At 71.7% G+C, this 25,362-nt stretch carries 29 protein-coding genes; 11 read left to right on the plus strand and 18 right to left on the minus strand.

Translation table 11 applies throughout. The annotated features are described in order from the left end of the window. Window positions 1–4: 4 nt before the first annotated feature. The gene (locus ABZX02_RS17495; protein WP_355299277.1) at window positions 5–769 is read right to left on the minus strand and encodes a DUF4142 domain-containing protein; all 765 of its coding nucleotides are present in this window, start codon (window positions 767–769) and stop codon (window positions 5–7) included. A 96-nt stretch (window positions 770–865) separates the two neighbouring features. Between ABZX02_RS17495 and ABZX02_RS17500 the strand changes: the two genes are divergently transcribed. Continuing rightward, window positions 866–1,354, plus strand: coding sequence for a MarR family transcriptional regulator (locus tag ABZX02_RS17500; RefSeq protein WP_355299278.1), 489 nt, complete (start codon window positions 866–868; stop codon window positions 1,352–1,354). Here ABZX02_RS17500 and ABZX02_RS17505 read toward each other — a convergent pair. From ABZX02_RS17505 to ABZX02_RS17525, 5 genes are all read right to left on the minus strand, one after another. After that, window positions 1,301–1,858: a TetR/AcrR family transcriptional regulator gene (locus ABZX02_RS17505; protein ID WP_355299280.1), complete on the minus strand. Its 558-nt coding sequence runs from the start codon at window positions 1,856–1,858 to the stop codon at window positions 1,301–1,303. The genes ABZX02_RS17500 and ABZX02_RS17505 overlap by 54 nt on opposite strands. A 9-nt stretch (window positions 1,859–1,867) precedes the next feature. Then, a complete protein-coding gene (locus tag ABZX02_RS17510) occupies window positions 1,868–2,296 on the minus strand; it encodes an SRPBCC domain-containing protein (RefSeq protein WP_355299282.1) in 429 nt (142 codons plus the stop codon). Window positions 2,297–2,404: 108 nt separating this feature from the next. Next, on the minus strand, window positions 2,405–3,460 hold the full coding sequence (locus ABZX02_RS17515; protein ID WP_355299284.1) for a CU044_5270 family protein: 1,056 nt from the start codon (window positions 3,458–3,460) through the stop codon (window positions 2,405–2,407). Continuing rightward, window positions 3,453–4,043, minus strand: coding sequence for an RNA polymerase sigma factor (locus ABZX02_RS17520; RefSeq protein WP_355299286.1), 591 nt, complete (start codon window positions 4,041–4,043; stop codon window positions 3,453–3,455). Before ABZX02_RS17520 ends, ABZX02_RS17515 begins: the two co-directional genes overlap by 8 nt. A 70-nt stretch (window positions 4,044–4,113) precedes the next feature. Then, the gene (locus tag ABZX02_RS17525; protein ID WP_355299288.1) at window positions 4,114–4,680 is read right to left on the minus strand and encodes a GNAT family protein; all 567 of its coding nucleotides are present in this window, start codon (window positions 4,678–4,680) and stop codon (window positions 4,114–4,116) included. Between the two features lie 57 nt (window positions 4,681–4,737). On the opposite strand from ABZX02_RS17525, the gene lexA reads away from it, so the two are divergent. Continuing rightward, a complete protein-coding gene (gene lexA / locus ABZX02_RS17530; RefSeq protein WP_355299289.1) occupies window positions 4,738–5,397 on the plus strand; it encodes a transcriptional repressor LexA in 660 nt (219 codons plus the stop codon). Between the two features lies 1 nt (window position 5,398). On the opposite strand, the gene ABZX02_RS17535 is transcribed toward lexA, so the two are convergent. Further along, window positions 5,399–6,292 carry a LysR family transcriptional regulator gene (locus ABZX02_RS17535; RefSeq protein WP_355299291.1) on the minus strand — a complete coding sequence of 298 codons (894 nt, stop codon included), beginning with the start codon at window positions 6,290–6,292 and terminating at the stop codon, window positions 5,399–5,401. A 56-nt stretch (window positions 6,293–6,348) separates the two neighbouring features. Between ABZX02_RS17535 and ABZX02_RS17540 the strand changes: the two genes are divergently transcribed. Continuing rightward, window positions 6,349–7,005, plus strand: coding sequence for a type 1 glutamine amidotransferase domain-containing protein (locus ABZX02_RS17540; RefSeq protein WP_355299293.1), 657 nt, complete (start codon window positions 6,349–6,351; stop codon window positions 7,003–7,005). A gap of 3 nt (window positions 7,006–7,008) precedes the next feature. Here the strand turns inward: ABZX02_RS17540 and ABZX02_RS17545 are convergent, their stop codons facing one another. Next, window positions 7,009–8,622: a DUF6297 family protein gene (locus tag ABZX02_RS17545; protein ID WP_355299295.1), complete on the minus strand. Its 1,614-nt coding sequence runs from the start codon at window positions 8,620–8,622 to the stop codon at window positions 7,009–7,011. Further along, window positions 8,619–9,224: an ABC transporter ATP-binding protein gene (locus ABZX02_RS17550; protein WP_355299297.1), complete on the minus strand. Its 606-nt coding sequence runs from the start codon at window positions 9,222–9,224 to the stop codon at window positions 8,619–8,621. The genes ABZX02_RS17545 and ABZX02_RS17550 overlap by 4 nt, the downstream gene beginning before the upstream one ends. 99 nt (window positions 9,225–9,323) lie before the next feature. On the opposite strand from ABZX02_RS17550, the gene ABZX02_RS17555 reads away from it, so the two are divergent. The 3 genes from ABZX02_RS17555 to ABZX02_RS17565 are packed head-to-tail and all read left to right on the plus strand — an operon-like array spanning window position 9,324 to window position 11,568. Further along, window positions 9,324–10,481 (plus strand): LLM class flavin-dependent oxidoreductase, encoded by a 1,158-nt coding sequence (locus ABZX02_RS17555; protein ID WP_355299299.1) that lies wholly within the window; start codon window positions 9,324–9,326, stop codon window positions 10,479–10,481. Next, window positions 10,478–10,900, plus strand: coding sequence for a MarR family transcriptional regulator (locus ABZX02_RS17560; protein WP_355299301.1), 423 nt, complete (start codon window positions 10,478–10,480; stop codon window positions 10,898–10,900). Before ABZX02_RS17555 ends, ABZX02_RS17560 begins: the two co-directional genes overlap by 4 nt. Continuing rightward, window positions 10,900–11,568: a CE1759 family FMN reductase gene (locus ABZX02_RS17565; RefSeq protein ID WP_355299303.1), complete on the plus strand. Its 669-nt coding sequence runs from the start codon at window positions 10,900–10,902 to the stop codon at window positions 11,566–11,568. Before ABZX02_RS17560 ends, ABZX02_RS17565 begins: the two co-directional genes overlap by 1 nt. Here the strand turns inward: ABZX02_RS17565 and ABZX02_RS17570 are convergent. The 5 genes from ABZX02_RS17570 to ABZX02_RS17590 form a co-directional block, all read right to left on the minus strand. Then, window positions 11,565–11,774, minus strand: a complete 210-nt coding sequence (locus tag ABZX02_RS17570; protein ID WP_355299304.1) for a hypothetical protein — start codon at window positions 11,772–11,774, stop codon at window positions 11,565–11,567. The genes ABZX02_RS17565 and ABZX02_RS17570 overlap by 4 nt on opposite strands. Window positions 11,775–11,883: 109 nt before the next feature. Continuing rightward, entirely contained in the window at window positions 11,884–12,258 is a 375-nt protein-coding gene (locus tag ABZX02_RS17575) for a YciI family protein (protein ID WP_355299306.1), read from the minus strand. Between the two features lie 57 nt (window positions 12,259–12,315). Then, window positions 12,316–13,995 carry a GMC family oxidoreductase gene (locus tag ABZX02_RS17580; RefSeq protein ID WP_355299308.1) on the minus strand — a complete coding sequence of 560 codons (1,680 nt, stop codon included), beginning with the start codon at window positions 13,993–13,995 and terminating at the stop codon, window positions 12,316–12,318. Next, complete coding sequence (locus tag ABZX02_RS17585) at window positions 13,992–14,270, minus strand: hypothetical protein (RefSeq protein WP_355299310.1); 279 nt, start codon at window positions 14,268–14,270, stop codon at window positions 13,992–13,994. Before ABZX02_RS17585 ends, ABZX02_RS17580 begins: the two co-directional genes overlap by 4 nt. Window positions 14,271–14,322: 52 nt before the next feature. Further along, window positions 14,323–14,655, minus strand: coding sequence for a putative quinol monooxygenase (locus tag ABZX02_RS17590; RefSeq protein ID WP_355299312.1), 333 nt, complete (start codon window positions 14,653–14,655; stop codon window positions 14,323–14,325). A 136-nt stretch (window positions 14,656–14,791) separates the two neighbouring features. Here ABZX02_RS17590 and ABZX02_RS17595 point away from each other — a divergent pair, with 136 nt between their 5' ends. Beyond that, window positions 14,792–16,756 (plus strand): MDR family MFS transporter, encoded by a 1,965-nt coding sequence (locus tag ABZX02_RS17595; RefSeq protein WP_355299849.1) that lies wholly within the window; start codon window positions 14,792–14,794, stop codon window positions 16,754–16,756. On the opposite strand, the gene ABZX02_RS17600 is transcribed toward ABZX02_RS17595, so the two are convergent. Then, window positions 16,753–19,371, minus strand: coding sequence for a BTAD domain-containing putative transcriptional regulator (locus ABZX02_RS17600; protein WP_355299314.1), 2,619 nt, complete (start codon window positions 19,369–19,371; stop codon window positions 16,753–16,755). The two genes, ABZX02_RS17595 and ABZX02_RS17600, sit on opposite strands and share 4 nt — an antisense overlap. Before the next feature lie 128 nt (window positions 19,372–19,499). Between ABZX02_RS17600 and ABZX02_RS17605 the strand changes: the two genes are divergently transcribed. Together ABZX02_RS17605 and ABZX02_RS17610 are read left to right on the plus strand one after the other, a co-directional pair. Beyond that, complete coding sequence (locus ABZX02_RS17605; protein WP_355299316.1) at window positions 19,500–19,871, plus strand: hypothetical protein; 372 nt, start codon at window positions 19,500–19,502, stop codon at window positions 19,869–19,871. A 143-nt stretch (window positions 19,872–20,014) separates the two neighbouring features. Beyond that, window positions 20,015–21,148: an endonuclease/exonuclease/phosphatase family protein gene (locus ABZX02_RS17610; RefSeq protein ID WP_355299317.1), complete on the plus strand. Its 1,134-nt coding sequence runs from the start codon at window positions 20,015–20,017 to the stop codon at window positions 21,146–21,148. On the opposite strand, the gene ABZX02_RS17615 is transcribed toward ABZX02_RS17610, so the two are convergent. Then, on the minus strand, window positions 21,145–21,435 hold the full coding sequence (locus ABZX02_RS17615) for a DUF1905 domain-containing protein (RefSeq protein ID WP_355299319.1): 291 nt from the start codon (window positions 21,433–21,435) through the stop codon (window positions 21,145–21,147). The two genes, ABZX02_RS17610 and ABZX02_RS17615, sit on opposite strands and share 4 nt — an antisense overlap. Before the next feature lie 10 nt (window positions 21,436–21,445). Then, window positions 21,446–21,952, minus strand: coding sequence for a hypothetical protein (locus ABZX02_RS17620; RefSeq protein ID WP_355299321.1), 507 nt, complete (start codon window positions 21,950–21,952; stop codon window positions 21,446–21,448). Between the two features lie 112 nt (window positions 21,953–22,064). On the opposite strand from ABZX02_RS17620, the gene ABZX02_RS17625 reads away from it, so the two are divergent. After that, window positions 22,065–22,616 (plus strand): helix-turn-helix domain-containing protein, encoded by a 552-nt coding sequence (locus tag ABZX02_RS17625; protein WP_355299323.1) that lies wholly within the window; start codon window positions 22,065–22,067, stop codon window positions 22,614–22,616. 5 nt (window positions 22,617–22,621) lie between these two features. Further along, a complete protein-coding gene (locus ABZX02_RS17630; protein WP_355299325.1) occupies window positions 22,622–24,787 on the plus strand; it encodes an MMPL family transporter in 2,166 nt (721 codons plus the stop codon). A 173-nt stretch (window positions 24,788–24,960) separates the two neighbouring features. On the opposite strand, the gene ABZX02_RS17635 is transcribed toward ABZX02_RS17630, so the two are convergent. Further along, window positions 24,961–25,293, minus strand: coding sequence for a DUF6292 family protein (locus ABZX02_RS17635; protein WP_355299326.1), 333 nt, complete (start codon window positions 25,291–25,293; stop codon window positions 24,961–24,963). Between the last annotated feature and the right edge of the window lie 69 nt (window positions 25,294–25,362).

Here is a 25,362-nt window from a genome sequence, read left to right on the forward strand (position 1 = left end):
AGCACTACGGGTGCATCCGGCGACTGCTCCGCCCGCTCGTCCAGAACCACAGACCGGCCACGACCAGCGCCAGCACGCCCAGCCCGATCGCGCCGTCGGGCAGGCTGTCGGACTGCTGCGGCTGCGCGTACTGCGGGTTCTGCTGCGCCACGCGCGACACGGACGGGGTCGGCGCGGCCGACGAGGGCTGGGCGACGAGCGCCAGCGGGATCGCCTCGGTGTCGGCGAAGTCGACCACTCCGGTCGCCTCCAGCACCGTCATGTGGTCGAGCACGGTGTCCATGCAGACCTTGGCGTAGTCGCGGATCGCGGTGTTGCGCGTGCCCGTGCGGACCGCCGCCAGGAACTTGTAGACCCCGCCGTGCGCGGCGCGGAGCCGGTTCGCGAACACGCGGTCGAACTCGGCACTGCGCGCGGGCGCGGCCTCCATCTCGTCCAGCCAGCCCTGCTGCGCCTCGCTGGGCCGCGTCGGCAGCTCGACGTTCAACGTCCTGGCGAGCTCGACCGTGCGCCGGTCCAGGTCGGCGTGGCCGTCGATGAGGTGCCGACCGGCCTCCTGGACGAGCGGGCTGGCCGACTTCTCGAGCCCCATGCGGCCGGCGGGCCCCTCCCACAACCCCGCGAGGGCGACCTTCTGCAGCAGGTCCCGCCCGGCCGGACCCATCGGCCCGAACCGGGTCTGCACGTGGTCGGGCCCCAGGTCCGGCTGAGCGGACGCGGGCTGCGCACCGAGCAACGACACCAGCAAAGCGACGAGGAGTATCCGCATGCCGAGAGGTACGGACGGGCGGCGAACCACCGACCGTTGCACAGTGCAATGTTTATCGTTTCGTTACCGGAGCGCGTGCCCTGTACAACTACGGGAGTGAGCGATGTCGACGACCTGACCGACGCGGTGCTCACCGCGTCCCGCCTGCTGGTAGCCGTGTCGGCGCGGTCGCTCGCGGCCGTCGAGGAGACGCTCACGCTGCCGCAGCTGCGCATGGTCGTGCTGCTCGACAGCCGCGGCCCGATGAGCCTCACCGCGCTCGCCGACCTGCTGGAGGTCAACCCCTCCACGGCCAAGCGCATGATCGACCGCCTGATCACGTCCGGCATGGTCGACCGCGCGCCGAACCCCGCCACGCGGCGCGAGGTCGTGGTGGTCGCGAGCGCCGAGGGCAGCCGGGTCGTGGGCGAGGTGATGTCCCGCCGCCGAGCCGAGATCAGCCGGATCGTCGCTCGGATGCCCGAGCACCTGCGGCACGGCCTGGTCGAGGCCCTGACCGCGTTCACCGAGGCCGGGGGCGAACCTCGCTGGTCAGCCCGCGACGAGACGCCGCAGCGGACCCGCGACCACGCGGAAGTCGACTGACGAGTCCAGCGCGCGGTGCAGCACCAGCCCGTCGATCGCCGCGCCCAGCAGCAGCGCCACCGCGTCCGCGTCCGGCACCCCGGCCGCCCGCAGCCAGTCGGCCACGCGCGCTCGGAAGTCCGCGACCAGCGCCGACAGCCCGGCCCGCAGGTCCGGCAGCCGGTGCGCCGCGAGGAACGCCTCCGCCAGCAGCAACGACTCCGGGTCCGTGCCGGTGAAGCGGGTCAGGTCCGCGAAGATCCGCTCGACCCCCTCGGCCGGCGGCACCTCCCGCAGCGCGTCCGCCGACTCGGTGAGCATCCGCGAGGCGAACCTCAACGCGGCCGTCGAGAGCAGGTCCGCCACCGACGAGAAGTGGTAGTGCACGAGCGCGGCGTTGACGCCCGCCCGTTCGGCGACCAGCCGCGTGGTCACCGCACCCCAGCCGACCTCGCCCACGAGCGCGGCGGCGGCGTCGAGCAGTTGGTCACGGGTGCGGCGACCGCGGTCGGCTGAGCTGGGCACGCGCTCAACTTAGCTCTCGGCCCTCTTCACGAACGCGTCGAGCACCTCGCCCCAGCCACCGGTGTTGTCCTGGTGGGCCTTCGCCCGCAGCTCCTCCGAGCCCTCCAGCCGCGAGAACCCGCTCTCCACGACCTTCAGCCGCGTCCCGGACCCCTCGGGCACGAGGGTGAACTCGACCAGCGTCGTGTTGCCGTCGGTCAGGTCCTGTCCCCCGAACGCGCTGGCCCAGCGGTAGGCGACGTAGGTCTGCGGGGTCACGGTCTCGACCCGCACCGGGAAGTCCCCGTACTGCTCGTGGTGGCAGACGGTGGTCTCCCCCTCGACCGCGGTCCCGGACGGCTGGGACGCCACCCAGAACCCGGGCTCGGTCACCAGCTGCCAGACGCGCGCCGGCGGCGCCTCGATCAGGGTCTCGCGTTCGATCCGGTCCACGCTCACGACAACTCCCCGTTCGGCGAATAAGTGCAACCCCAGAGTTGCACATTCCCCGACGGATGCGCAACCCCAGGGTTGCATGTCGCTCCCGCGCCCCGAACGCGGGAGGAACTACTCGGCGCCCTGCGCGTCCACGATCTTCGTGGTCACCGCGGACGAGCTGCGGACCGTGCCCTTCTCCAGACCGCCCTTGTCCGCGGGCAGGTCCTCGGCCACGGTCGCCCTGCGGCCGATGTAGTCGCCGTTGGCCGGGTCGACGATGATCTCGGTGAAGTCGTCGAAGTACTTCATGCCGAGCGCGACGCCCTCCTTGCCGTCGAGGTTGGCCCTCTTGTCGGTCACGACCAGACCGGGCAGCAGCGCCAGGGCGCGGAAGATCGTCGCGCGCACCTCGGCCGGGTACTCCCCCGAGTTCAGCGCCTCGCCCGCCTCCACCAGCGCGCCGGCGTCGCCGGTCTGACCGGCCTCCCTCAGCCTCTCCAGCATCGCCGCCGGGTCCTTCGGCAGCGCCGCGACGAACTCCGGCGTCGGGTTGTGGAACGCCCCGACCGTGCAGCGGTCCGGCGAACCCTCGGCCATGTAGGAGTAGTTGCCGCACTTGGCGCGGAACTCCGCGCCGTCCTTGAACGCCGACCCGGAGCGCGGCTGTCCCTGGCCCTCGTGACCCTCGAGCCACTTCGTCGAGACGTTGCGGTTGCGGAAGAGCCACTCGTCGCGGCGGTCGGCGGGGACCCACCGCTCCTGGACGATGTCGCTGTACACCGCCGTGGCGTCGGACTCGACGGAGATGCCCTCGTAGCGACTGCGCACGTAGCGGAACTGACCGGGGGCGAGCGGCCGGTCGACCACGCGGTCGGCGAGGTCCGCGGCCTTGGTCAGCTCCTCGGCGGCCGTGGCGGAGCTGCCACCGACGCCGGTCAGGTCGACGGTCGACGCCGCGAGACCGCCGCCGGTCAGCACGACCACGGCGGCCGCGGCGGCGAGCCAACGGCCTCGACGACGAGGCCGGCGTTCGGCGACGGCCGGTGCCGCGGCGCGGTCCTCCAGGGCGGCCGCCAGCGCGGCCTTGCCGGCGGCGACGTCGAAGCGGACGGGCTCGTCGCCGGCCCGGGCCAGCGCGGTGTCGAGCACTCGGTCGAGGGTCTCGGGCTTGGTCGGCTCAGACATGGCTGTCCTCCGTGAAGTCGTGGGCGGTCGCCGCGAGGCGGGTGCGCAACCGGGCGCGGCCGCGGTGCAGCCGGGTGCGCACGGTGGCCACCGGCACGTCGAGCGCGACGGCGATCTCGGCGGGCGTGAAGTCCGCCCACGCGTGGAGCAGCAGCACCTCGCGCTCCTCGATCCTCAGCTCGGCGAGCCAGGCCGTGAGCGGACCGGCGAGCTGGCCCGCGTCCGCCGCGGCGCTCACCCGGTCGCCGATGTCGGCCTCGTCGGTGCGGGCCGCGTGCTCCTTGCTCCACGCCCGCAGCTTGCGCTCCTCGGCGCGGACGTGGCCGCGCAGCAGGTTCGTGGCCACGCCGTAGAGCCACGCCCGCACGGCGTCGGCCTCGTAGGCCTGCCCGGCGCGCTGGTCCCACAGCACCAGGAACGCCTCGGAGACCACGTCCTGCGCGGTGTCGGCCCCGACGCGCCTGGCCACGTAGCGGTGCAACCGCTCGGCCGTCGACTCGTACAGTTCCAGCAGCGCGGCCTCGTCCAGCACGCCGCGCGCCACTTCTGGTGTCAGCGCCACCGGCGCCGCCTGGGTTCGCACAGACCTCCCTGGTCGCAGGCCCCAGGAGCGTTCCCGACGTGTGCTCACCGCCACATCGTGCGGGAGGCCGTCAGATCTCGCGCGGGTACGGGTGGCGGGCGGCGAACTCCGGCGCGGTCATCCCGAACAGCACCACGTCGTGGTGGCGGCCGGCGAAGAACTCGTGGTCGCGCAGCCGGCCCTCCTCGGTGAAGCCGAGCTTGCGGTGCAACGCGATCGAGGCGTCGTTGAACGCCCACACGCTCGCCTCGCACTTGTGGAACCGCCGTTCACCGAACATGAAGTTCAGCAGCAGCCGCACGGCTTCCGTCGCGTAACCCCGTCCTTTGTGGTCGGTGCCGATCGCGACGCCGTACTCGAACCGGCCCGCGCGGCGGTCGGTCCCGCTGGTGGTGACGAACCCGGCGAACGCGCCGTCGGCCAGCGACTCGACGACGAGGAACAGCGTGTCGTCCACGGGTTTGCGCACGGCGGCCTCGCGAGCCCACTCCTGTTGTGCCGCATCGGATCGCGGCGGGTGGATCCGGTCCATGCGCCGCATGTCGCCGGTGTTCGCGTCGAACCGCTGGAAGGCCGTCCAGTCCTCGGGTTCGACGCCGCGCAGCCGGACGAGCTCTCCTACCCAGGCAGAGGTCATGTCATGATCGAACGACCACCCGATCGTGTCTGGCAACCCGATTACTACTATCGCCGGATGACCGCCTACGACGATCTCGAGCTCGACACGACGGTGCTGCCGGAGCGCCAGCAGATGATCCTCGTCGCCATCCGCGACTGGGTCGTCGAGCACGGCTACTCCCCCAGCACCCGCGAGATCGGCGAGGCGGTCGGCCTCCGGTCGTCGTCCAGCGTGTCGAAGCACCTGGCGGCGTTGGAGGACAAGGGTTTCCTCAAGCGCGGCGGCTCGGTGACGCGGCCGATGGACGTGCGGGTGTTCCTCAGCGGCGCGCCGGTGGTGCCGGGTCAGGCGGCGGAGGACTCGATCTCCGTGCCCGTCGTCGGTGACATCGCGGCCGGTGCGCCGATCTCCGCGATCGAGCACGTGGACGAGGTGCTGCACCTGCCGCGCGGGCTGGTCGGGCGCGGCAGCAACGTGTTCGCACTGCGCGTGCGCGGCGACTCGATGATCGACGCCGCGATCTGCGACGGCGACACGGTGGTCGTCCGGCAGACGCACGAGGCGTACAACGGGCAGATCGTCGCCGCCATGATCGAGGAGGAGGCGACGGTGAAGGTGTACCAGCGCAAGGGCGGCCACGTGTACCTGGAGCCGCGCAACGCCGCCTACCCCGTGATCGACGGCGACAAGGCCGTGATCCTCGGCATCGTCGTGTCGGTGCTGCGCAGCGTCTGAGTCAGAGCACTCCCCAGTCGTGTGACCCGAGGTGCTCCACGACGGCGTCGGTCGCCGTCGTGGTCGTGCCCCGCGTGACGAGGTAGAGGGTGTTGAGCGGCGGGATCTCCGGGTGGTGCAGCTGCTCGACGGAGCCGGCGGCGAGCGCGGGTTCGGCGAGGTAGCGCGGCAGGGCGGACACCCCGGCCCCGGCGATGACGGCGGCCAGCACGGCCCGCAGGTCGGGCACGGTGACGGCGACGGTGTTGCGCGGGCGCCGGCCGAACTCGCCGCGCCAGTAGCGGCGCAGGATCGGCAGGGCGCCGTCGTAGGCGACGAGCGGCAGGTGTTCGAGGGCGCGCGCCGGGTCCGCCGCGAGCACGTCCCGGTCCACGGTCCTCGCCAGGATGGGCGGTCCGACCAGCACGAACTCCTCGTCGGTCAACGGCGTGGCGCTGAACCCGGCCCGTGGCCTGACCGAGGACACGACGACGTCGAGCCGCGCCGCCCTGAGCTCGTCGAGCAGGTGGTCGGCCAAGCCGAACACGACCTCGAACCGCAGTCCGCGACGGGTCAGCGGGGCCAGGGCGGGCAGCCCCCGGACGGTCATGAACTCGGCCGCTCCCCCGATCCGGACGGTGCCGTCGAGGGTGCCCTCCCGGTCGAGCGCCGCCCTGAGCTGGTCGACGTGCGGCCCGACGCGCCGCGCGAGGTCGTCGGCGCGGGGTGTGGGCGTGACGCCGCGTCCGCCCCGGACGAACAGCGGGGCGCCGGCCTCCTTCTCCAGCCTGGCGAGCTGACCGCTGACGGCCGGTTGCGTCAGCCCCCGCCTGGCCGCCGCGCCGGTCAGCGAGCCGGCCCGGTAGATCTCCAGGAACGTCACCAGCAGGTCGAGGTCCGTCAAGCCGTCAGCCATAAGGCAGCTTATAGCTCCGCCGTCACGTTCTGGGGATCTGTGATGTCCTTGGTGCCATGAAGAAGCTACTGATGGTCGTGTCCGCCGCCGACTCGCTGACCCTCGCGGACGGCACGAGCCACCCCACCGGGTTCTGGGCCGAGGAGGTCGTCGAGTCCGTCCGCGTGCTGCGGGAGGCCGGGATCGAGGTCGTGCTGGCGACGCCGGGCGGCGTCGTGCCGACCGTGGACAAGGCGAGCCTCGACGGCACGTTCGACGACGCCGTCGCCTCCCTCGCCGACCTGCGCGCACCGGCCGTGCTGTCCGAAGTGGACGCCGCCGGGTTCGACGCGATCTACCTGCCGGGCGGCCACGGCCCGATGGCGGACCTGGCGTCCGACGCGACGCTGGGCCGGCTGCTGGCGGAGTTCCACGACGGCGGCAAGGTCGTCGCGGCCCTGTGCCACGGACCGGCCGGCCTGCTCGCCGCGGTCCGCGAGGACGGCACGTTCGTCTTCGCCGGCAAGGAGATGGCGGTGTTCACCGACGAGGAGGAGCGCCAGGGCGGCCTGGCCGTCCCGTACTCGGTCGCCGGCCGCCTGACCGCGCTGGGCGCGCGCCTGTCCACGGGCGAGCCGTGGTCGAGCACGGTCGTCGTGGACGGCACGCTGGTGACGGGCCAGAACCCGCAGTCGACCACGGCGACCGCCGCGCGCGTGGCCGCCCTGCTCTGACCCCTACACGGCCGTCTGCACGAGCCCTAGCACCGCGAGCAGCACGGGCCCGCGCCCGAGCTGCGCCAGCAGACCGAGCGGCGTCGGCCCGAACAGCCCGAAGTCGACGATCGCGGCCCCGTAGTCGATCGGCGGCCGCGTCGCGATCCGGTACACCACCGCGACCGCCCCGACCGCCGAGATCGCGGCGTTGAGTGCGGAGACGTGCGGGGTGAACACCGCCGTGGCCGCACACCACACGACCGCTCCCGCCGCGGGGAACACGAGGTGCGCCAGCCGCAGCCGCCGGTCCGGCAGGCCGAGGGCGCGCCGCATGGCGGGCGACCGGCAGACGAACCGGAGCCCGGCGGCGAGGCGGTCGGTGGCGAGGAAGGCGGCCACGAGGTGGACGGCCGCGACCGCACCGGTCTCGCCGCCGAGGGCGACCAGGGCCGGGGCGGGCAGGAGCGCGACCCAGACGAGGGCTGCGTTGGGGGTGCGGCGCAGGCGCAGGGCGTCGGTCCAGGCGAGGGCGAGCACCTGGGCTCCGGTGCCGGGACGGCGGAAAGCAGAGCCGGAATGTCTTGAGGCGGTGCCGCGAAGGCCAGTGGCGGCCAGCCGGGACGACCTGACGCGGCCGAGGAGGCGTGCCCTCCGTTCGGCGAGGATCGCGCCGAGGAGGGCGAGGTCGATCCAGCTCACCGACACCCGCGCCACCCCGGCCAGGGCCGCGCCGGCAGCGAGGTCGGACCGCTGGAGACGCGCCACCGAGAAGGCGGCCACCGCGGCCAGGCAGATCGCCACGAGCCAGACCACCAGGCCGGGCACCCACACCGGCTGCCCGGTGACCACGCCCGACGAACCGGCAGGCCACCACGCCTCACCGACCGGCCGCCCGGCCACTCCACCGAGCGCGCCCTCCCACCAGCCGGCAGGCGCCTCGCTGCCGCGCACCACTCCCCTGCCCAGCACACCTCCCGCCCCCGGCTCCAGCGCTCCACCCGGCTCCAGCACCCCACCGGACTCCAGCACCCCACCCGACTCCAGCACACCTCCCGCCCCCGACTCCAGCGCTCCACCCGGCTCCAGCGCCCCACCGCGCCGCGGCGGCAGCAGCAGCGCCACCACCGCGAGCCCCACCACCCCGCTCAACCACCCCTGCCCGCGCACCCGCACCCGTTGCGCCACCACGGCGAGAGCCACCACCGCCACCCCGACCCCGGCACCGACCACCACCGCGACGAACGGCGGCACCACCGCCCCCACCACCCCGAACACCACGGCGGGCCACACCACCCCCACCACGGCACCGGCGCCCAGCAGCCCGGCCACCCGCGGCCGCAGCACCGCGCCCCGCGACACCGGCGCGCTCAGCACCCAGAACAGGCGGTCCGCCCCCGCGAACACCGGCCCGAACGCCAGCGCCACCTTCACCACCACCGCGGCGCCCGCGACCGACAGCCAGAACGCGGTCCACCCCGACCCCGGCTGTGGCGCCTTCGACAGACCGGCGAGCACCCAGCCGTACGCGACGGCCGCGCAGATCCCGAACACCACGGACCGCGAGTACCACCGGGCGACCGCGAACCGCCACGGCAGCGGTGTCCGCAGCCGGCGCCGGATCTCCGGGACGCTCACAGCGCGACGGTCCGGCACGCCACCGCCTCCACCAGCGCCGCGTCGTGCGACGCGAACACGACCGCCACCCCGGCGGCTTTCTCCGCCAGCAGGCGGGCGCGCAGCCACGCGCGGCCGGCGGCGTCCAGACGTTGCTCGGGTTCGTCCAGGACCAGCACGGACCGCGGCCGCACGAAGCACGACGCCAGGCCGAGCCGGTGCCGCTGGCCCGAGGACAACGTCGGCGGCAGCTGGTCGGCCACGTCCGCCAGGCCCACCTCAGCCAGCACCGGGGCCACGTCCGCCTCGGACCCGTGCAGCCAGGCCAGCAGGCGCAGGTGCTCCACGACCGACAGGTCCGGGAAGTGGTCGGCGTCGTCGAGCAGGGAGGCGACGCCGGCGCGGAAGGCGGCCGACGACTCGTCCGCCGGAGCGCCGTCGAAGAGCACCGTGCCCGCGTCCAGCACCTCCGCGCCGACCAGGCAGCGCAGCAGGGTGGACTTGCCCGAGCCGTTCGCCCCGACGACGGCGACGGCCTCACCCGGCCCCACCTCGAACGACAGACCTGCGAAAACGGGGACTCCGCCGTAGCCGAAGCAGGCGTCCCCCACGCCCAGCGACATGAGATCAGGGTAGTGGGAATGAACTGGCGACCCACGCGTTAGAGTAGATGCAGACGCATTAGTCACCAAGTAGGACGAAGACAGAAGGAGGCGGGTGCCGTGCAGTTCGGAATCTTCTCGGTGAGCGACATCACCAGGGACCCGGTGAGCGGCGAGACCCCCAGCGAGGCCGAGCGGATCGACGCGATCGTGCAGATCGCCGAGAAGGCCGAGGAGGTCGGGCTCGACGTGTTCGCGATCGGCGAGCACCACAACCCGCCGTTCTTCTCGTCGGCGCCGACCACGCTGCTCAGCCACATCGCGGCGAAGACGAAGAAGCTGATCGTCAGCACCGCGACGACGCTGATCACCACGAACGACCCGGTGCGCATCGCGGAGGAGTACGCGATGCTGCAGCACCTGGCGAAGGGCCGGATGGACCTGATGCTGGGCCGCGGCAACACCGCGCCGGTCTACCCGTGGTTCGGCCAGGACATCCGGCAGAGCCTGCCGCTGGCGCTCGAGAACTACAACCTGCTGCACCGGTTGTGGCGCGAGGACGTCGTGGACTGGGAGGGCAAGTTCCGCACCCCGTTGCAGGGCTTCACCTCCACGCCGCGACCGCTCGACGACCTGCCGCCGTTCGTGTGGCACGGCTCGATCCGCACGCCGGAGATCGCCGAGCAGGCCGCGTTCTACGGTGACGGCTTCTTCGCCAACAACATCTTCTGGCCGAAGGAGCACTACATCCGGCTGATCCAGTTCTACCGCCAGCGGTTCGCGCACTACGGCCACGGCACGGAGAAGCAGGCCGTCGTCGGCCTCGGTGGTCAGGCGTACATCGCGAAGCGGTCGCAGGACGCGGTCAAGGAGTTCCGCCCGTACTTCAACGAGGCCCCCGTCTACGGCCACGGCCCGAAGATGGAGGACTTCATGGAGATGACGCCGCTGTCGGTCGGCAGCCCGCAGGAGGTCATCGACAAGACGCTGACCTTCCGCGAGCACTTCGGCGACTACCAGCGCCAGATGTTCCTGATGGACCACGCCGGCCTGCCGCTCAAGACCGTGCTGAACCAGCTCGACCTGCTCGGCGAGGAGGTGGTCCCGGTGCTGCGCAAGGAGATCGAGGCCCGCCAGGACCCCGAGACGGCGAAGCCGCCGACGCACGCCGGCCGCCTGCGGGCGAAGTACGGCGACGGACCGGCCCGCCAGCCGAAGCCGAACGCCAACCGGGGTGACAACGTCACGGGTGGCTCCCCCTACCAGGACTCGGAGTGACCAGGGCGAACGAGGCGTGGGAGTCGCTCATGAGGGCGTACTCCGTGTTGATGAAGCAGTTCAACGCGGAGGACATCTGGGGCGACCTCACCATGCGGGAGTACGACGTGCTGTACCAGCTGTCCAAGTGCGACAGTCCACTCAGGATGAGTGAGCTGAACCGCCACGTGCTGCTGAGCCAGCCCGCTCTCTCCCGCATGGTCGACCGCCTCGCCGACCGGGGCTACCTCGACCGGTGCCCCGACCCCGGCGACCGCAGGGGTGTGCGCCTGTCGCTCACCCCCGCGGGCCGGGACACGCAGAAGAAGATCGGCAGTCCGCACGCCCGCAGCGTCACGCGCGCCCTGAGCGTGCTGACGCCGGAGGAACTCGACCAGCTCGCCGTCATCACCGGCAAGCTCAGCCAGAGCGAGGAGTAATGGGCCAGAACTTCCAGCTGGTGGTGGTGTCCGCCGGCACCAGCGACCCGTCGTCCACCCGCCTGCTCGCCGACCGCGTCGCCGGACGGGTCACGGCGCTCGCAGGGAAGCGGGCGCAGACCGTCGGCACGACGGTGATCGAGCTGCGCGAGCTCGCCACCGAGATCGCGAACGCCCTGACGTCGAACCACGTCGGGCCCAAGCTGCAGAACGCCGTCGCGACCCTGCAGCGCGCCGACGCGATCGTCGCGAGCACCCCCGTCTACAAGGCGGGCGCGAGCGGGCTGTTCACGTCGTTCTTCCAGGTCCTCGACAACGACCTGCTGATCGCGAAGCCGGTCGTGCTGGCCGCCACGGCGGGCACCGCGAGGCACGCGCTCGTGGTCGACGACCAGATGCGCGGGCTGTTCGCCTACCTCCGGACCGTGGTGGTGCCCACGTCGCTGTTCGCGTCCACGGAGGACTGGCAGGACAACGGCCTGAACAAGCGCATCGACCGCGCGGCCCTCGAACTGGTGGCGCTCATGACGTCGGGCTTCGAGAAGACCGTGCGCGACGAGTCGTGGGGCAGCTACCAACACGAGTACGGCAGCGCGGGCGGCACGGAGCTGACGATCGACCTCGACTCCGACCTGATGCGGCTGGCCGCGGGCGGTTCCGCGAACTAGTAGTCCGCGCCGCGTGAGAGCTTCTCGTGCACGCGCAGCTCGACCAGTGCCTTCTCGTGCACGGCCACGGCGGCGTCGTACGCGGCGCCGCCGAGCACTAGGCGGTGCGGCACGACAGGTGCGTCCATCGCGCTCAGCACCGCCCGCACCCCGCGCACCGGGTCCCCCGGCTGCTTCCCGTCCTCCTCCGCGAACGCCGCGCTCACGTTGCGGGCGCTGGTCTCGGCCGACCCCGGCGACCTCACCCCCGGCGAACGGGCACTGCTCGGCGAGCTGCTGGACCGCCTGGCCCGGTGACCAGGCGGTCCGCCGCGCCTACCGCTCGAGGTAGGGCTCGAGGTCCTCGAACTCGGCGACCCGCCGCACCTCGACCGACATCTCCTCGACGCCCGCGAAGCAGGTGATGTACTCCTGCGCCACCGCCGTGGCCTCCGCGAGGTCCTTCGCGCTGATCAGCAGGAACCCGCCGACGACCTCCTTGGCCTCGGCGAACGGGCCGTCGGTGGACCTGATCGCCGTCCCGCGCCTGCGCACCACCGCGCCCTCCCGCTGGACACCCTCGGCACCGAGCATCACCCCGTCCGCCGTGAGCTTCTCGACGAACGCGTTCATCCGCGCGATGAGCTCGGGGTTCGGCTCCCAGGAGGCCTGGTCGTCCTCCAGGACCCGGTGCATCAGCATGAACCGCATGGTCTTCTCCTCGTGGTCGACTGGCGGCGTGCGCCGCCACCCCTGCGTCGATCGACGTCACGGAGCTTTCGACATTTTCACCCGGCCCGCTCGGCGAATTTCTCCGACGAGGTGCTCGGCGGTGCGCAGGGCCAGCGCCGCCATCGTGAGCGACGGGTTGGACGTGCCGAGCGACGGCATGCTGCCGCACCCCACCGCGTACAGGTTCGGGTGGTCCCAACACCGCTGCCACTGGTCCACCACCGAGTCGCGGGGCGAGGTGCCCATGACGTGCGTGCCACCGCCGTGTCCCGCGCCCCAGTACCGCAGCGGTTCGCCGGCGTGCTCGAAGTACCGCTCCTCGTCGGGCTTGTACGAGGTGTAGTCGTCGGCGCCGAGCAGTTCGAAGAGCCGGTCCGAGACCCGTTTCGCGGCCAGCAGACCGTCCTTCACGTAGTCGGACAGTCCGTAGTGGAGGGACGGGCGCGGGTTGCCGAGCGCGTCGCGGCGCGTGTGGTCGAGCGTTACGCGGTTCGCCGGGTCGGCCTCCTGCTCGATCTCGAACTGGAGCGCGAACTGGCGGTTCACCCGGTCCGCCACGGCCTCCCGCAGCGCCGTGCCGCGCAGGCCCGCCGCGACGAGCTCCGCGGTGTCGGAGTCGGGGCTGCCGGCCGACCAGCCCCAGCCCCAGTTGCCGATCTCGATGCGGAACGGTGCCCGCTCGCGGCGTCCGGCACCGGTCCGGAACACCTCGATGCCGGTCGTCGAGCCCGGTCCGCGGAACGGGCCGACCGCCTGCGGCATCAGCGCCCACGTCAGCAGCGCGGGGTGGTCCATCAGGTTGCGGCCGACCTGGTCGCTGCTGTTCGCGAGGCCGGACATGAGCAGCAGCTTGGCGTTCTCGATGGCGTGCGCGGCGAGGACGACGACGTCCGCCTGTTCCTCGTGCCGCGTGTGCCGGCCGGAGGTGTCGTCCTCGTAGCGCTGGTAGGTGACCTTGGTGACGCGGCCGGACGCGTCGGCGTGCACCCGGTCCACCACGCAGCGGGTGCGCAGCTCGACGGTGGCGGGCCAGCGCTTCTGCGTGCGGTGCGGCGTGTACTTGGCGTTCTCCGGGCAGATCGGCACGCAGCTCGCGAAGCCCGCGCACAGGTGGCCGTCCGGTTCGTAGCCCGGCACCGGGACCCCGTTGCGCGCCTGGGGCGTTCCGACGACGAGGAGCTCGCGGCCGTCGATCCGCGCACCGTCCACAACGGACGCGATCGCGTGGTCGAGGTACGTGCGGGGCAGGGCGTGCATGGGATAGCGGTAGCCGTCCGCGACGGGCAGGTGCTGCCGCTGCTCGTCGGCGTCCGCGGCGATGCCGATCTCCCACTCCGCCGCGCGGTAGTGCGGTTCGAGGTCGGCGTAGGACAGGGGCCAGTTGCGGCCGCGGCCGAGGTCGGCGGTGTGGAAGTCCTCGGGGTGCATGCGGGGCGTGATCCCGGTCCACGCGGTGCCGGTGCCGCCGTTGATCCGCAGGTACGGGCTCGCGTAGTCGAACGGCCCGGTGTTGAGCAGGTAGTCGCTGGAGGGTGCGGCGGTGGTCGTGCGGTAGGGCCGCAGCGGCGACTTGACCAGCGCCGTGCGGAACCGGCCGAGCGCGTCGACGTTCACCTCCGCGCCCGCCTCCAGCACGAGCACGCGGAACCCGTTGTCCCCCAGTGCCTTCGCGATCAGCGAGCCGGCGAACCCCGCGCCGACCACCACGGCCTTCACCGCGTGCTTCTTCGGGGTCTGCGCTCCCAGCTGCCGAACCCCGGCGCACCGGTGCCGGGCGGGGCGACCCCGACCGCCTTCCACGCCAGTCCCTCGGCGTAGGCGCGCTCGTCGGGGATCACGCCGCGCCAGACCCCGGTGTACCAGAGCTGGATGATCTCGTGCTCCGGCGCGCCGTCGGCCAGCGCGCGGTAGGTCTCGACCAGTCCGGTCGACCTCAGCTCCTCCGCCGAGAACCCGGTCAGCTCGGCGGACAACTCCACGAAGGCGTCCATCCGGCCATCCTGAGCGGAGGCACTGTGCTGCGCCAAACGATCCGAGCAAGGCTCACCCGCGTGGCGCAACCTCCATCTCCCCGAGCGCCGACCAGTCGTCCTGGTCCACGGTCTGGCTGACGATGCGCGGGGTGGAGGCGAGGTACTGCGGCAGCTCCTTCTGAGCAGTGCGGAAGTGTTCCGACTGCACGTGCGCGCCACCGGCGTCGCCGTCGCGGAACGCCTCGACCAGCACGTACTCGTTCGGGTCGTCGATGCTGCGCGACCAGTCGAACCACAGGCAGCCGGGCTCCGCGCGGGTGGCCTCGGTGAAGCTCCTGCTGATCTCGGGCCACGCCTCGGCGTGCTCGGGCAGGACGGCGAACTTGGCGGTGATGAAGATCAAGACAGCCTCCTCGTGGTGCTCTCCCCCGACCCTATGACGGCGCGGTGGCCGGGACCACCGCGCGAGGCCGTGCCCCCATCGTATCCTCCCCCTGCGCGAACGCCCGACCTGCGCGACCATCCCCTGCGTGCCCGAGATGATCGACACCCGCAGGCGGAACCTGGTCGTCGCGGCCGTCCTGCTCGCCATGCTGCTGGCGGCCCTCGACCAGACCATCGTGTCCACCGCGCTGCCCACGATGGTGGCCGACCTCGGCGGCGGCGCGCACCTGTCGTGGGTGGTGACGTCGTACCTGCTCGCCGAGACGATCATGACGGTGCTCATCGGCAAGTTCGGCGACCTCTACGGGCGCAAGAAGACGTTCCTCGTCAGCGTCGCGCTGTTCCTGGTGGGCTCGTTCTTCGCGGGCTGGTCGGAGTCGATGGGCACGCTCATCGCGTTCCGGGCCGTGCAGGGGCTCGGCGCCGGCGGGTTGATGGTCACCTCGACGGCGATCATCGCGGACGTCGTGCCGCTCAAGGAACGCGGGAAGTTCCAGGGCTTCGCGGGCGCCGTGTTCGGCATCGCGACGGTCGCGGGACCGTTGCTCGGCGGACTGTTCGTCGACCACCTGAGCTGGCGCTGGGCGTTCTACGTGAACATCCCGCTCGGCATCGCCGTCGTGCTGGTCGCGATCGCGGCGTTGCCCACCATCAGGACCGAGGGCCGTCCGAAGATCGACTACGCGGGCATCGCGCTGATCGCGCTGGCGGCGACCGGGCTGACGCTCGTCACGAGCTGGGGCGGCACCGAGTACGCGTGGACGTCGCCGACGATCCTGTGGATGGCGGCCGGGTCGATCGTGCTGCTGGTGGCGTTCGTGTTCGTGGAGCAGCGGGCGGCCGAGCCGATGCTGCCGATGAGGTTGTTCCGCAGCAGGGTGTTCACGGTGTCGGGCATCCTGAGCTTCGTCGTCGGGTTCGCGATGCTCGGCGGCATCACGTACCTGCCGATCTACCTGCAGTACGTGCGCGGCGAGTCGGCCACGGCGTCCGGGCTGTGGATGCTGCCGCTCATCGCCGGGCTGATGGCCACGGCCCTGCTCACCGGCAACACGATCAGCCGCACCGGCAGGTACCGGATCTTCCCCCTGGTCGGCTCGGTCGGGCTCACCATCGGGCTGTTCCTGCTGTCGCTGCTGGACGCCACCACCAGCTACTGGGAGATGGGCGCGTTCATGGTGGTGCTGGGCGCGGGCATCGGCCTGGTGATGCAGGTGCCGGTGATCGTCGTGCAGAGCACCACGAACTACGCCGACCTCGGCGTCGCCACGTCCGGCATCAGCTTCCTGCGCACGATGGGCAGCTCGTTCGGCGTCGCGATCTTCGGCACGATCTACGCGAACCAGCTGCCGAAGCACCTCGTGGTGCCGCCGGGCGTCGACCCGCGCGCCATCGCGAGCCCGGCCGCCGTGCACGCGCTGCCGGACGCCGTCCGCGCGCCGATCGTCGCGGGCTACGCCGAGACGGTGCAGATGATGTTCCTGATCGCCGCCCCGATCGGGCTGGTGGCACTGGCCGTGGCGGTCTTCCTGCCGCAGGTCCCGTTGCGCGACACGTCCCGGGCCGCCGCGACCGGCAACAGCGGCGTGGGCGAGAGCTTCGCCGCGCCGCCGTCGAACTCCTACGACGAGCTGCGCAAGCTGGTCTCGACCGTGGTGGCGAAGTCCGACGAGGACCCCGGCCTCGCCGTGCTGCGGCGCTCCGGCGTCGACCTGCCGCTCGAACAGGCGTGGCTGCTCGGCCGCGTCTACCGGGCGTCGACGGACGACGGCGTGGCCACGCTCGACGAGATCGCCGAGATGACGAAGGTGCCCGGCGGCATCTTCGAGCCCACCGCGCAGGCGCTCGTGCGGTCCGGGCACCTCGCGCTCGGCGACGACGGCTACCGCTTCACCGACCGGGGCGCGGAGGTCTTCACCGAGCTCGTGCGGGCGTGGCGGCGGTGGCTGCTCGACCAGCTGCGGGACTGGAACGAGCCGGACCAGCGCGAGTTCGCTGGCGCCCTCGACTCGTTCACGGACGAGCTGATCGAGAGCGGCCGGCAGCTCAGCAGGGTCTAGAGCCGAGCGCTCAGGGTCGCGGCGTCGGACTCGCGGCCCTGCTCCCGGTACAGCTCCAGCGCCCGTTCCCACTGCTCGCGCGCCTGCGCGTCCTCACCCGCCGCCGCGTGCACGTCCCCGAGGTGCTCCAGCACGGTGGCGAGCTCGGCGGAGTTGTCGATGTCCTGGTACAACGCCACGGCCGCGCGGTAGTGCGCGACGGCGTCGGCGTGGCGGCCGTCGTGGTGCGCGATGTGCGCGAGGCTGTCGAGCGTGGCCGCCGAGCCCTCGGCGTGACCGAGCTTCTCGTTGAGCAGCATGGCTTCCTCGCAGTAGCGGCGGGCCTCGGCGTAGCGGCCCACGCACGCGTACCGCCAGCCGACCTCGTTCAGCGACTCGGCCACGCGGATCTCCTTGCCCGCCAACCGGAACTGGTCCAGGCCCGCGAGCGAGTGCTCCAGCGCCTTCTCCAGGTCGCCCTCGAACTCGGCCGCCCACGCGATCGCCCGGTGCGCGCCGCCGTGCGCCTCGTGGTTGTCCATGCCCTCGAACAGCCTCAGGCTGTGCTCGAAGTGCCGGTGTCCCAACGGGGACCGGCCCAGCTCGACGAAGTTCGCGCCCAGGCACATGTGCGCGGTGCCCTGCTTGAGCGGGTCTCCCAACGCCTCGGCGGCCCGCAGCGCGACCAGCCACGCGTCGGTGTCGTCCTGGGTGCGGCCGCGCCGGAGGTGGTAGTTGTTCAGCGCGCGGCCGATCAGCCAGGCGACGTCCACGCCGCCGCGGTCGAGGGCCTGCCGCTGCTCGGTCATCAGGCAGGCGTGCTCGGCGTCGAACCAGGCCATCGCCGCGGCGTTGTTCTCGAACGCGAGGACGTGGTCGCTTTCGTGCTCCTGCAACGGTTTGTGCGGCTCCAGCGTGAGCGCGGCGGCCCGTGCGGTGGCGGCGTAGAAGTCCGCGAGCCGCGTGCCCGCGTCGGAGGCGAGGTCGGCCGCGTACAGGCCGACCAGGTCGTGCATCCGGTACCGGCCCGCCACGTGCTGGTGCACGAGGTGCGCGTTCTCCAGCTCCCGCAACACCATCCGGGTGCGGGTCGGGGTGCGGTCGGCGAGCGCGGCCGCCGCGGCGAGGCTCACGTCCGCCGTGCCGACGGTGCCGAGCAGTCCGAAGAGGCGTGCGGCCTCGTCGGACAACGCCGCCACGGACCACGAGAACACGGCACGCAGGTTCGTGCCGATCTCGCCCGCGTCGAGCGCGTCGAGCGGCTGCTCGCGCAGTTCCGCGGCGAACGCGGCCAGCGGGAGGTCCGGTTCCAGCACGGCCCGCGCGGCGACGATCGACAGCGCCAACGGCAGGCCCCCGCACCAGGTCACCAGGTCCTCGACCACCTCCGGCTCGGCGCCCACGCGTGCGGCGCCGAGCCTCGCCACGAGGAACTCGCGCGCGTCGGCGGGGTGCAGGACGTCGAGCGACACCGACCGCGCGCCGTGCGCGGCGACCAGGCCCGCGAGCTTGAGGCGGCTCGTGACCAGCACCGTCGCGTCCGGACCCGGCAGCAGCGGCACGACCTGCTCGGTGGAGCGGGCGTTGTCGAGCACCACGAGGAGCTTGCGGCCCTCGACCACGCTGCGGTAGCGCGCGGCCCGCGCGTCGAGGCCCGCCGGGATCGTCTCCTCCCCCAGCGCCTCCAGGAACTCGCGCAGCACGGTCTCCGGCGCCGTCGGCTCGGCGGACGGGTCGAACCCGCGCAGGTTCACGTAGAGCTGGCCGTCCGGGAAGTCGGCGAGCCGCCGGTGCGCCCAGTGCAGCGCCAGCGCCGTCTTGCCGATGCCTCCCGTGCCGCCGATCGCGGTGATCACGACGGTGCCGGGGGCGTCCAGCGCGGCCAGCTCGCCGGTGCGGCCGGTGAACCACGGGTGCGGCGCGGGCAGCTGACGTGGCCCCGCGGCGCGTTCCTCGACCGCGCCCACGAGGATCCGCCGGTGCACGTCCTGCAACGGCCTGCTCGGGTCGGCGCCGAGCTCGTCGGCCAGGCGGCAGCGCAGGATCTCGTAGTGCCGCAACGCTTCCGCGTCGTTGCCCGAGCGGTGCAGCGCCAGCATCAGTTGCGCGGCGGCGCGTTCGTCGTGCGGGCGGTCGTCGCAGAGGCGGCGCAACGACGGCAGGAGCGCGTGGTGCCGGCCCTCGGCGAGCGCCACGTCGTTGCGGTCCAGCTCGGCGGCGAGGCGTTCGGCGTGCAGGCTCTCGCGCTGGGCGTCGAACCACGGCGAGTCCAGGCCGTCCAGCGCCTCGCCCCGCCACAACCCGAGCGCCGCGTCGAAATCACCGGCGCGCACGAATGCCCGGAAGAGGAAAAGATCCACCGTCGATGGATCGACCGTCAGGCGATATCCGGCGGGTGAGCGTTCAATGTCCAGTTGGAGCAGTTTGCGCAACCTCGACACGTAGCCGTAAAGGGTCTCGCGCGCCCGCAGCGGAGCCCGTTCACCCCAGACGCGGTCGAGCAGCCGGTCGACCGGGACCGGCCGTCCCTCCTCCAGCAGCAGCGCTACCAGCACAGACCGTTGCCGGACGTGGCCGATGTCGACCACCTCGCCCCGGTCGCGCACGTCGACGGCGCCGAGCAGCCCGAACTCCAAGATCACCCCTAGCCCAGTGGATTCAAGGTTCATCCTAGGTTCGTCCTTGATCAAAAGGGCAACGTCGTGGTCACGGGCCGAACGGCTCGCAGGGGACATCTCCGGAATTGAACATCGAGGGGTATTTCGTGAAGTCTCGCAATCTCGTCCTGGCCGCCGCGGGTCTGGGGCTCGCGCTCACCGGGCTCACGCCCGTGATGGCCAGTGCGCAGACCACCGGCGAGGTGTCCGCCCAGGCGGTGCACCGCAAGTCGGCCGCCTGCGCGTCGCCGAGCGGCCAGAAGATCAACATCTCCTGGGGCGACGGCAACGTCACCACGACGGTCTACTACAACAACCACTGCAACCAGGCTCGCGCGATCGAGCTGGAGTTCGTGCGCGAGAACGGCGAGCGCTTCAACAAGTGCTTCGTCGCGCCCGCGAAGAAGAAGAGCAGCAAGGAGATCGACAACAGCAACCCGAACAAGGTGTCGATCCTGAGCCGCTCCACCTGCCCGTGACCGGGTAGCCGACGGCCGGAGGGCTCCCGTTCACCTGTCCGGCAGCCCAGCCACCTGGGAGCCCTCCTCATCGGCCGTCGTGACGAAAGATCACCCGAGCGGACCAGGGCGAACCCGTTCCTCCACATGCGACCCTGGACCGTGTGAGCACCACGCGCATCGGCTCGTTCAACGTGGAGAACATGTTCGAGCGGCCGAAGGTCATGGGCCGCAACGCCACCAAGCACGCGGCCCCGGTCCTGGCCGCCCACGCCCGGTTCAACGAACTCATCGCCGCCGACGCCTACACGCCCGAGATCAAGGAAGAGCTGAAGGAACACCTGGCGACGCTGGAACTCCTGCGCAGCGACCGCAGCAGGTACGCGGTCCTGCGGCGCATCCGCGGCCGGTTCCTGGCGCGCCACCGCACGGGTGAGACCTCGGTCGTGGCGAGCGGTCGCGAGTCGTGGGTCGGCTGGGTCGAGCTCACCACCGAACCCATCAGCGAACTCGCCACGCGCCACACCGCCCAGGTGATGCGCGACGTCGGCGCCCACGTCCTCGGCGTGGTCGAGGCCGAGTCGCGCGAGCTGCTGCACATGTTCTCCGCGTCGATGCTCAAGCACGTCGGCTGGACCCCGTACGACGAGGTGCACCTCATCGACGGCAACGACGAACGCGGCATCAACGTGGGCCTGCTGACGCGCGACGGCCACCAGGTCATCACCATCCGCACGCACGTGTACGCGAAGGACACCTCGGGCGTCGTCTTCTCCCGCGACTGCGCCGAGTACCACGTCCGCACACCCGCGGGCCCCGAGGTCGTCGTGCTCGTGAACCACCTGAAGTCCAAGGGCTACGGCGCTCCCGGCGACCCGATCGGCGCCCGCCGCCGGTTCCGCCAGGCTGTCCGCATCGCCCGCATCGTGAACCGCCTGCGCGACGAGGGCCACGAGCACATCGCCGTCGTCGGCGACCTCAACGACACCGCGGACAGCGAGTGCCTGCGCCCGCTGTTCCAGCGCACCGGCCTGCGCGACATCAGCGAGCACGAGAACTTCGACTGGGACCACCGCCTCGGCACGTACCGCGGCGTCAACGAGAAGGGCAAGATCGACTACGTCCTGCTCACCCCACCGCTGTTCGCGAAGGCGACCGGCGGTGGCGTGTTCCGCAAGGGAGTCTGGCGCGGCCCGCGCACGAAGAACCGTTGGGACGTCTACGAAACGATGACGAACGAGGTGCACGCGGCCAGCGACCACGCCGCGATCTACGCCGACATCGACTGGAACCTCTAGAGAAGCTCGACCGTCACCTCGACGACATCGCCCGGCTCGACGCCGTTCTTCTTGCGCACGGCGGCTTTCACGGGCAGCACGTAGCAACCGGACTGCTTGTCCGGGAACACCGACGTCGACCACGTGCTGGCACCCACGCCGGCGCGCACCTTGACCGCGCCGAAGCCGGGACCGGGCGTGGCGACGTCGCGGATCTGGTCCGAGACGTCCTCGGGCAGCGTCACGAACGTCCAGGTCTCGGTGCGGCGGGCGTCCCAGATCCAGAGCTCGGCGTCGAAGACGAACATCGCGCCATTCTCACAGAGGCTCGCTGACGCGGAACTCGGCGTCGAACCGCGCGGCGAGGGCGTCGCCGAGGCCGTCCGGCGCCCAACGGCGCACCAGGTCCAGGAACCCGGCGAGGTCCCGCCGCACGCTCTCCAGGTGCCCTGGGACATCCGCGATCGGGATCTCGCAGGCAGGTCCGTCCACCCGCCCGGAGTCCTGCCACAGCAGGGCCGCGCCGTCGCGGAACTCGAGCCCCGGCTCCGGGCTGTGACCGAGCCACGGGCGCTCGCCGTCCGCGAGCCACAGCCACTGACGCCAGTCCTCCAGTCCCGCGCAGCAGCCCGGCTCGACCTGGACGCCCGTCGCGGTGTCCCGCACGCGCAGCCCGCCCGCCATGATCAGGCACTCCTGTTCCAGCAACCCGGCGCACGACCCCGTGCCGTCCTCGTCGCGGTTGTACTCGGCGATGGCCGCGAGCGCCGCGTCGACCTTCTCGCGAGACATCTGCCCGGACAACTCGATGTGACTCCCCGTCACCTCAACCACCGCTCGAAACTCGATCACTCCCCCATTGTGGTGACGAACGCCACCGACCATTTCGGTCGGTAAACCTACCGAATCGGTCGGTGAACGCCGTAAAGTCGGCTGCATGCCACGACAGCCCAGGACCGGGGTCGACGAGAAGATCCTCGACGCCGCCGCCGCGCTCTTCGCGCGGCACGGCTTCGAGCAGACCTCGTTGAAGTCGCTCGCGGACGCCGTCGGGCTGTCCAAGGCCGGCCTGCTGCACCACTTCCCGAGCAAGGAAGCTCTCTTCGAAGCGGCGTGGGAACAGAGCCACATCTACACCCGGCACGTCCTCGACCTGGTCGGAGACATGCCCGCAGGACCGACGAGGGACCGCAGGGCGCTGGAGTTGCTGACCGACTACGCGCTCGACCGGCCTGGCATGGTCGCGCTGCTGTTCCGGACGATGACCGCTCCGGGCGAAGACCCGCAGCAGGCGCAGGACGAGCTGCTCCTCAACGAGCTGTTCGTCATCGATCCGGAGAAGGAACTGCCGCGCGCGATCCGCATCGTCGGCGCGCTGAGCGCCATGGCCGTGCTCACCCTCCTGGCCAACCAGGAGGGTGACAAGACGACCTGGCGCCCCTTGATCCTCGCTACCTGTTACGACGCACTCGGGCACCAGGAGGCCTGACCATCATGGCGAAACTGCTCTACAGACTGGGAATGGGCACCCACCGGCGCCGCCTTCCCGTCGTCCTGATCTGGCTCCTCGTGCTGATCGGCGCCGGTGCCGGCGCGTTCACGCTCGGCGGGGAGACGTCGAACTCGATGTCCATCCCCGGGCAGGAGTCGACGACCGCGCTCGAGCGCATCCAGAAGACGTTCGGCTCGGGTGAGACCGCGCAGGCCAAGGTCGTCGTGCAGGCGCCCGCCGGGCAGAAGCTCCCACAGCACGTCAAGGCGATCACGGACCTCGTGGCCGACGAGTCGGCGCTGCAGGGCGTGCGGTCGGCGACGAACCCGCTGGACCCGGCGGCGCCGAGCGTCAACCGCGACCTCGACGTCGGCTACAGCACCGTCACCTACGACGTGAAGCCCGGTGAGGTCACCGACGAGCAGCGCGCCGAGCTGACCAAGGCCGTCGACAAGGCCCGCGCGGCCGGGTTGACCGTCGAGGTCACCGGCACCGCGATGCAGGAGACGCCGCACGTCGGCGGCATCACCGAGGCCCTCGGTGTCGTGCTCGCGCTGGCCGTGCTCGCCCTCACCTACGGCTCGCTCGTGACCGCGGGCATGAACCTGCTCAGCGCCGGCATCGGCGTCGGCATCGGCACGCTCGGCATCACGATCGCGACCGGGTTCATGGACCTGCAGTCGACCACGCCGATCCTCGCCTCGATGCTGGGTCTCGCGGTCGGCATCGACTACGCGCTGTTCATCATCAACCGCTACCGCCAGGAACTGCGCCGCGGCTCCGACGTCGGCCACGCCGTCGCGACCGCCGTGGGCACCGCCGGGTCCGCCGTCGTGACCGCCGGCCTGACCGTCGTCATCGCGCTTGTGGGCCTCGCGATCGCGGGCATCCCGTTCCTCACGCAGATGGGCGTCTCGGCCGCCGCCACGATCGTCGTCGCGGTGCTGATCGCCATCACGCTGGTGCCCGCGGTGCTGAGCATGCTCGGCCGCCGCGTGCTGACCCGCAAGGAGCGCTCCGCCACCGTCGAGAACCCGGTCGAGCCGAAGGACCGCGGCGTCATCCGCGGCTGGGCCGGCGCGATCACCCGCAACCGCGTCCTCGCGCTGCTGCTCTCGGTCGTGGCGCTCGGCGTCGTCTCGATCCCGGTCGCGTCCATGGACACCACCCTGATCCAGAAGCCGCCGGCCGGTTCGACGCAGGAGCGCGCGGACCAGATCCTCGCGAAGGGCTTCGGCGAGGGCTTCAACGGCCCGATCATCGTCCTGTTCGAGGGCGACGGCGCCGCCGCGACCGCCACCAAGGCCTCCGAGCCGATCGCGAAGCTGTCCGACGTCGCCCTGGTGACGCCGGCCCAGCCGAGCCAGGACGGCAAGTCCGCGCTCGTCACCGTGATCCCGAAGTCGGGCCCCGACACGGTCGAGACCGAGAAGCTCGTCGCCGACCTGCGCGCCGAACTGTCCGGCGTGGAGGGTGGCAGGGCGTACGTCACCGGTGCCACCGCGGTGAGCGTCGACGTGGCCACGTCCCTCGACAAGGCCCTGCCGATCTACCTCGCGGTCGTCGTCGGCCTCGCGCTCGTGCTGCTGATCCTGGTGTTCCGCTCGCTGCTCGTGCCGCTGGTCGGCGTGCTCGGCTTCCTGCTGACCATCGGCGCGTCGCTCGGCGCCACCGTCGCGGTGTTCCAGTGGGGCTGGCTCTCCAGCGCCGTCAACCTCGACACCACCGGCCCGCTGATCAGCCTCACGCCGATCCTGGTGATCGGCATCCTGTTCGGCCTCGCCATGGACTACCAGATCTTCCTGGTGTCCCGCATGCACGAGGCGCACCACCGCGGCGCCAAGCCGATCGAGGCCATCACCACGGGCTTCCGCCAGGCGGCCCCGGTCGTCGTGGCCGCGGCACTGATCATGTTCTCGGTGTTCGCGGGCTTCGTCCCGGCGGGCGAGCCGACGGTGAAGTCGATCGCGTTCGCCCTGGCGGTCGGCATCTTCGTGGACGCGTTCGTGGTCCGCATGGTGCTCGTGCCGGCGGCGCTCGCGCTGCTCGGTGAGCGCGCCTGGTGGCTGCCGAAGTTCCTGCGCTGGCTGCCGGAGCTCGACGTCGAGGGCACCGCGCTGGACGAGATCGAGAAGAAGAAGGACGAGAAGGAGCCGGTCACCGTCTGACCGGGTGCACCCACGGGGTCCGTCACGCCCGCGAGCCGATCGCGGGGGTGGCGGACCCTCGGCGTTCCGGCGTCTGCCGTGCCTAGGACGACGGCGCCGAGGTGGAACGGCCACTGCGGCCCGCCGACCCTGCCCGGTTGAGCGAGCTGGGCCGCAGGCCGGTACTTCTTCGGTCAGGCGACGTGCCCGGTGTGCGAGACCGAGGTCACCGCCTCCGACGTGCTGCTCTCCGCGAACTGACGCCGCACCCACCGCGCGACCGTGCGGGGCGGCGGCTCGACGGCACCCGCCAGGTGCGCCACCACGGTCAGCTCCGGACCGTCCTCGACGGCGATGGCCCACCCGCGGCCCTCGGTCCACAGCAGAGCGACGTCGCCGGACCTGCCGGGCAGGCGGCCGTCCACCGCGACGTACACCCGCAACGGGTTGACGTCCTCGACGCACGACGACTCACCGCTCAGGCCGAGTTCCCTCGTGACTCTCAGTGCGTAATCCAGCGCCGACATGTCGCCCTCCGTCCAACCGGGGTAGCCACGCCGACTGCTTGACGCAGAGCGTGACTACCCCGGTAGGCG

The organism is Lentzea sp. NPDC003310 (assembly GCF_040610935.1).
In the GTDB taxonomy this organism is placed as follows: domain Bacteria; phylum Actinomycetota; class Actinomycetes; order Mycobacteriales; family Pseudonocardiaceae; genus Lentzea.

Bases quoted from the DNA above. Each gene is read 5' to 3' on its own strand.
- ABZX02_RS17495 (WP_355299277.1), bottom strand. From the start codon at position 769: ATGCGGATACTCCTCGTCGCTTTGCTGGTGTCGTTGCTCGGTGCGCAG.
- ABZX02_RS17515 (WP_355299284.1), bottom strand. From the start codon at position 3,460: ATGTCTGAGCCGACCAAGCCCGAGACCCTCGACCGAGTGCTCGACACC.
- ABZX02_RS17525 (WP_355299288.1), bottom strand. From the start codon at position 4,680: ATGACCTCTGCCTGGGTAGGAGAGCTCGTCCGGCTGCGCGGCGTCGAA.
- lexA (WP_355299289.1), top strand. From the start codon at position 4,738: ATGACCGCCTACGACGATCTCGAGCTCGACACGACGGTGCTGCCGGAG.
- ABZX02_RS17535 (WP_355299291.1), bottom strand. From the start codon at position 6,292: ATGGCTGACGGCTTGACGGACCTCGACCTGCTGGTGACGTTCCTGGAG.
- ABZX02_RS17540 (WP_355299293.1), top strand. From the start codon at position 6,349: ATGAAGAAGCTACTGATGGTCGTGTCCGCCGCCGACTCGCTGACCCTC.
- ABZX02_RS17550 (WP_355299297.1), bottom strand. From the start codon at position 9,224: ATGTCGCTGGGCGTGGGGGACGCCTGCTTCGGCTACGGCGGAGTCCCC.
- ABZX02_RS17565 (WP_355299303.1), top strand. From the start codon at position 10,900: ATGGGCCAGAACTTCCAGCTGGTGGTGGTGTCCGCCGGCACCAGCGAC.
- ABZX02_RS17575 (WP_355299306.1), bottom strand. From the start codon at position 12,258: ATGCGGTTCATGCTGATGCACCGGGTCCTGGAGGACGACCAGGCCTCC.
- ABZX02_RS17585 (WP_355299310.1), bottom strand. From the start codon at position 14,270: ATGGACGCCTTCGTGGAGTTGTCCGCCGAGCTGACCGGGTTCTCGGCG.
- ABZX02_RS17595 (WP_355299849.1), top strand. From the start codon at position 14,792: ATGATCGACACCCGCAGGCGGAACCTGGTCGTCGCGGCCGTCCTGCTC.
- ABZX02_RS17615 (WP_355299319.1), bottom strand. From the start codon at position 21,435: ATGTTCGTCTTCGACGCCGAGCTCTGGATCTGGGACGCCCGCCGCACC.
- ABZX02_RS17625 (WP_355299323.1), top strand. From the start codon at position 22,065: ATGCCACGACAGCCCAGGACCGGGGTCGACGAGAAGATCCTCGACGCC.
- ABZX02_RS17630 (WP_355299325.1), top strand. From the start codon at position 22,622: ATGGCGAAACTGCTCTACAGACTGGGAATGGGCACCCACCGGCGCCGC.
- ABZX02_RS17635 (WP_355299326.1), bottom strand. From the start codon at position 25,293: ATGTCGGCGCTGGATTACGCACTGAGAGTCACGAGGGAACTCGGCCTG.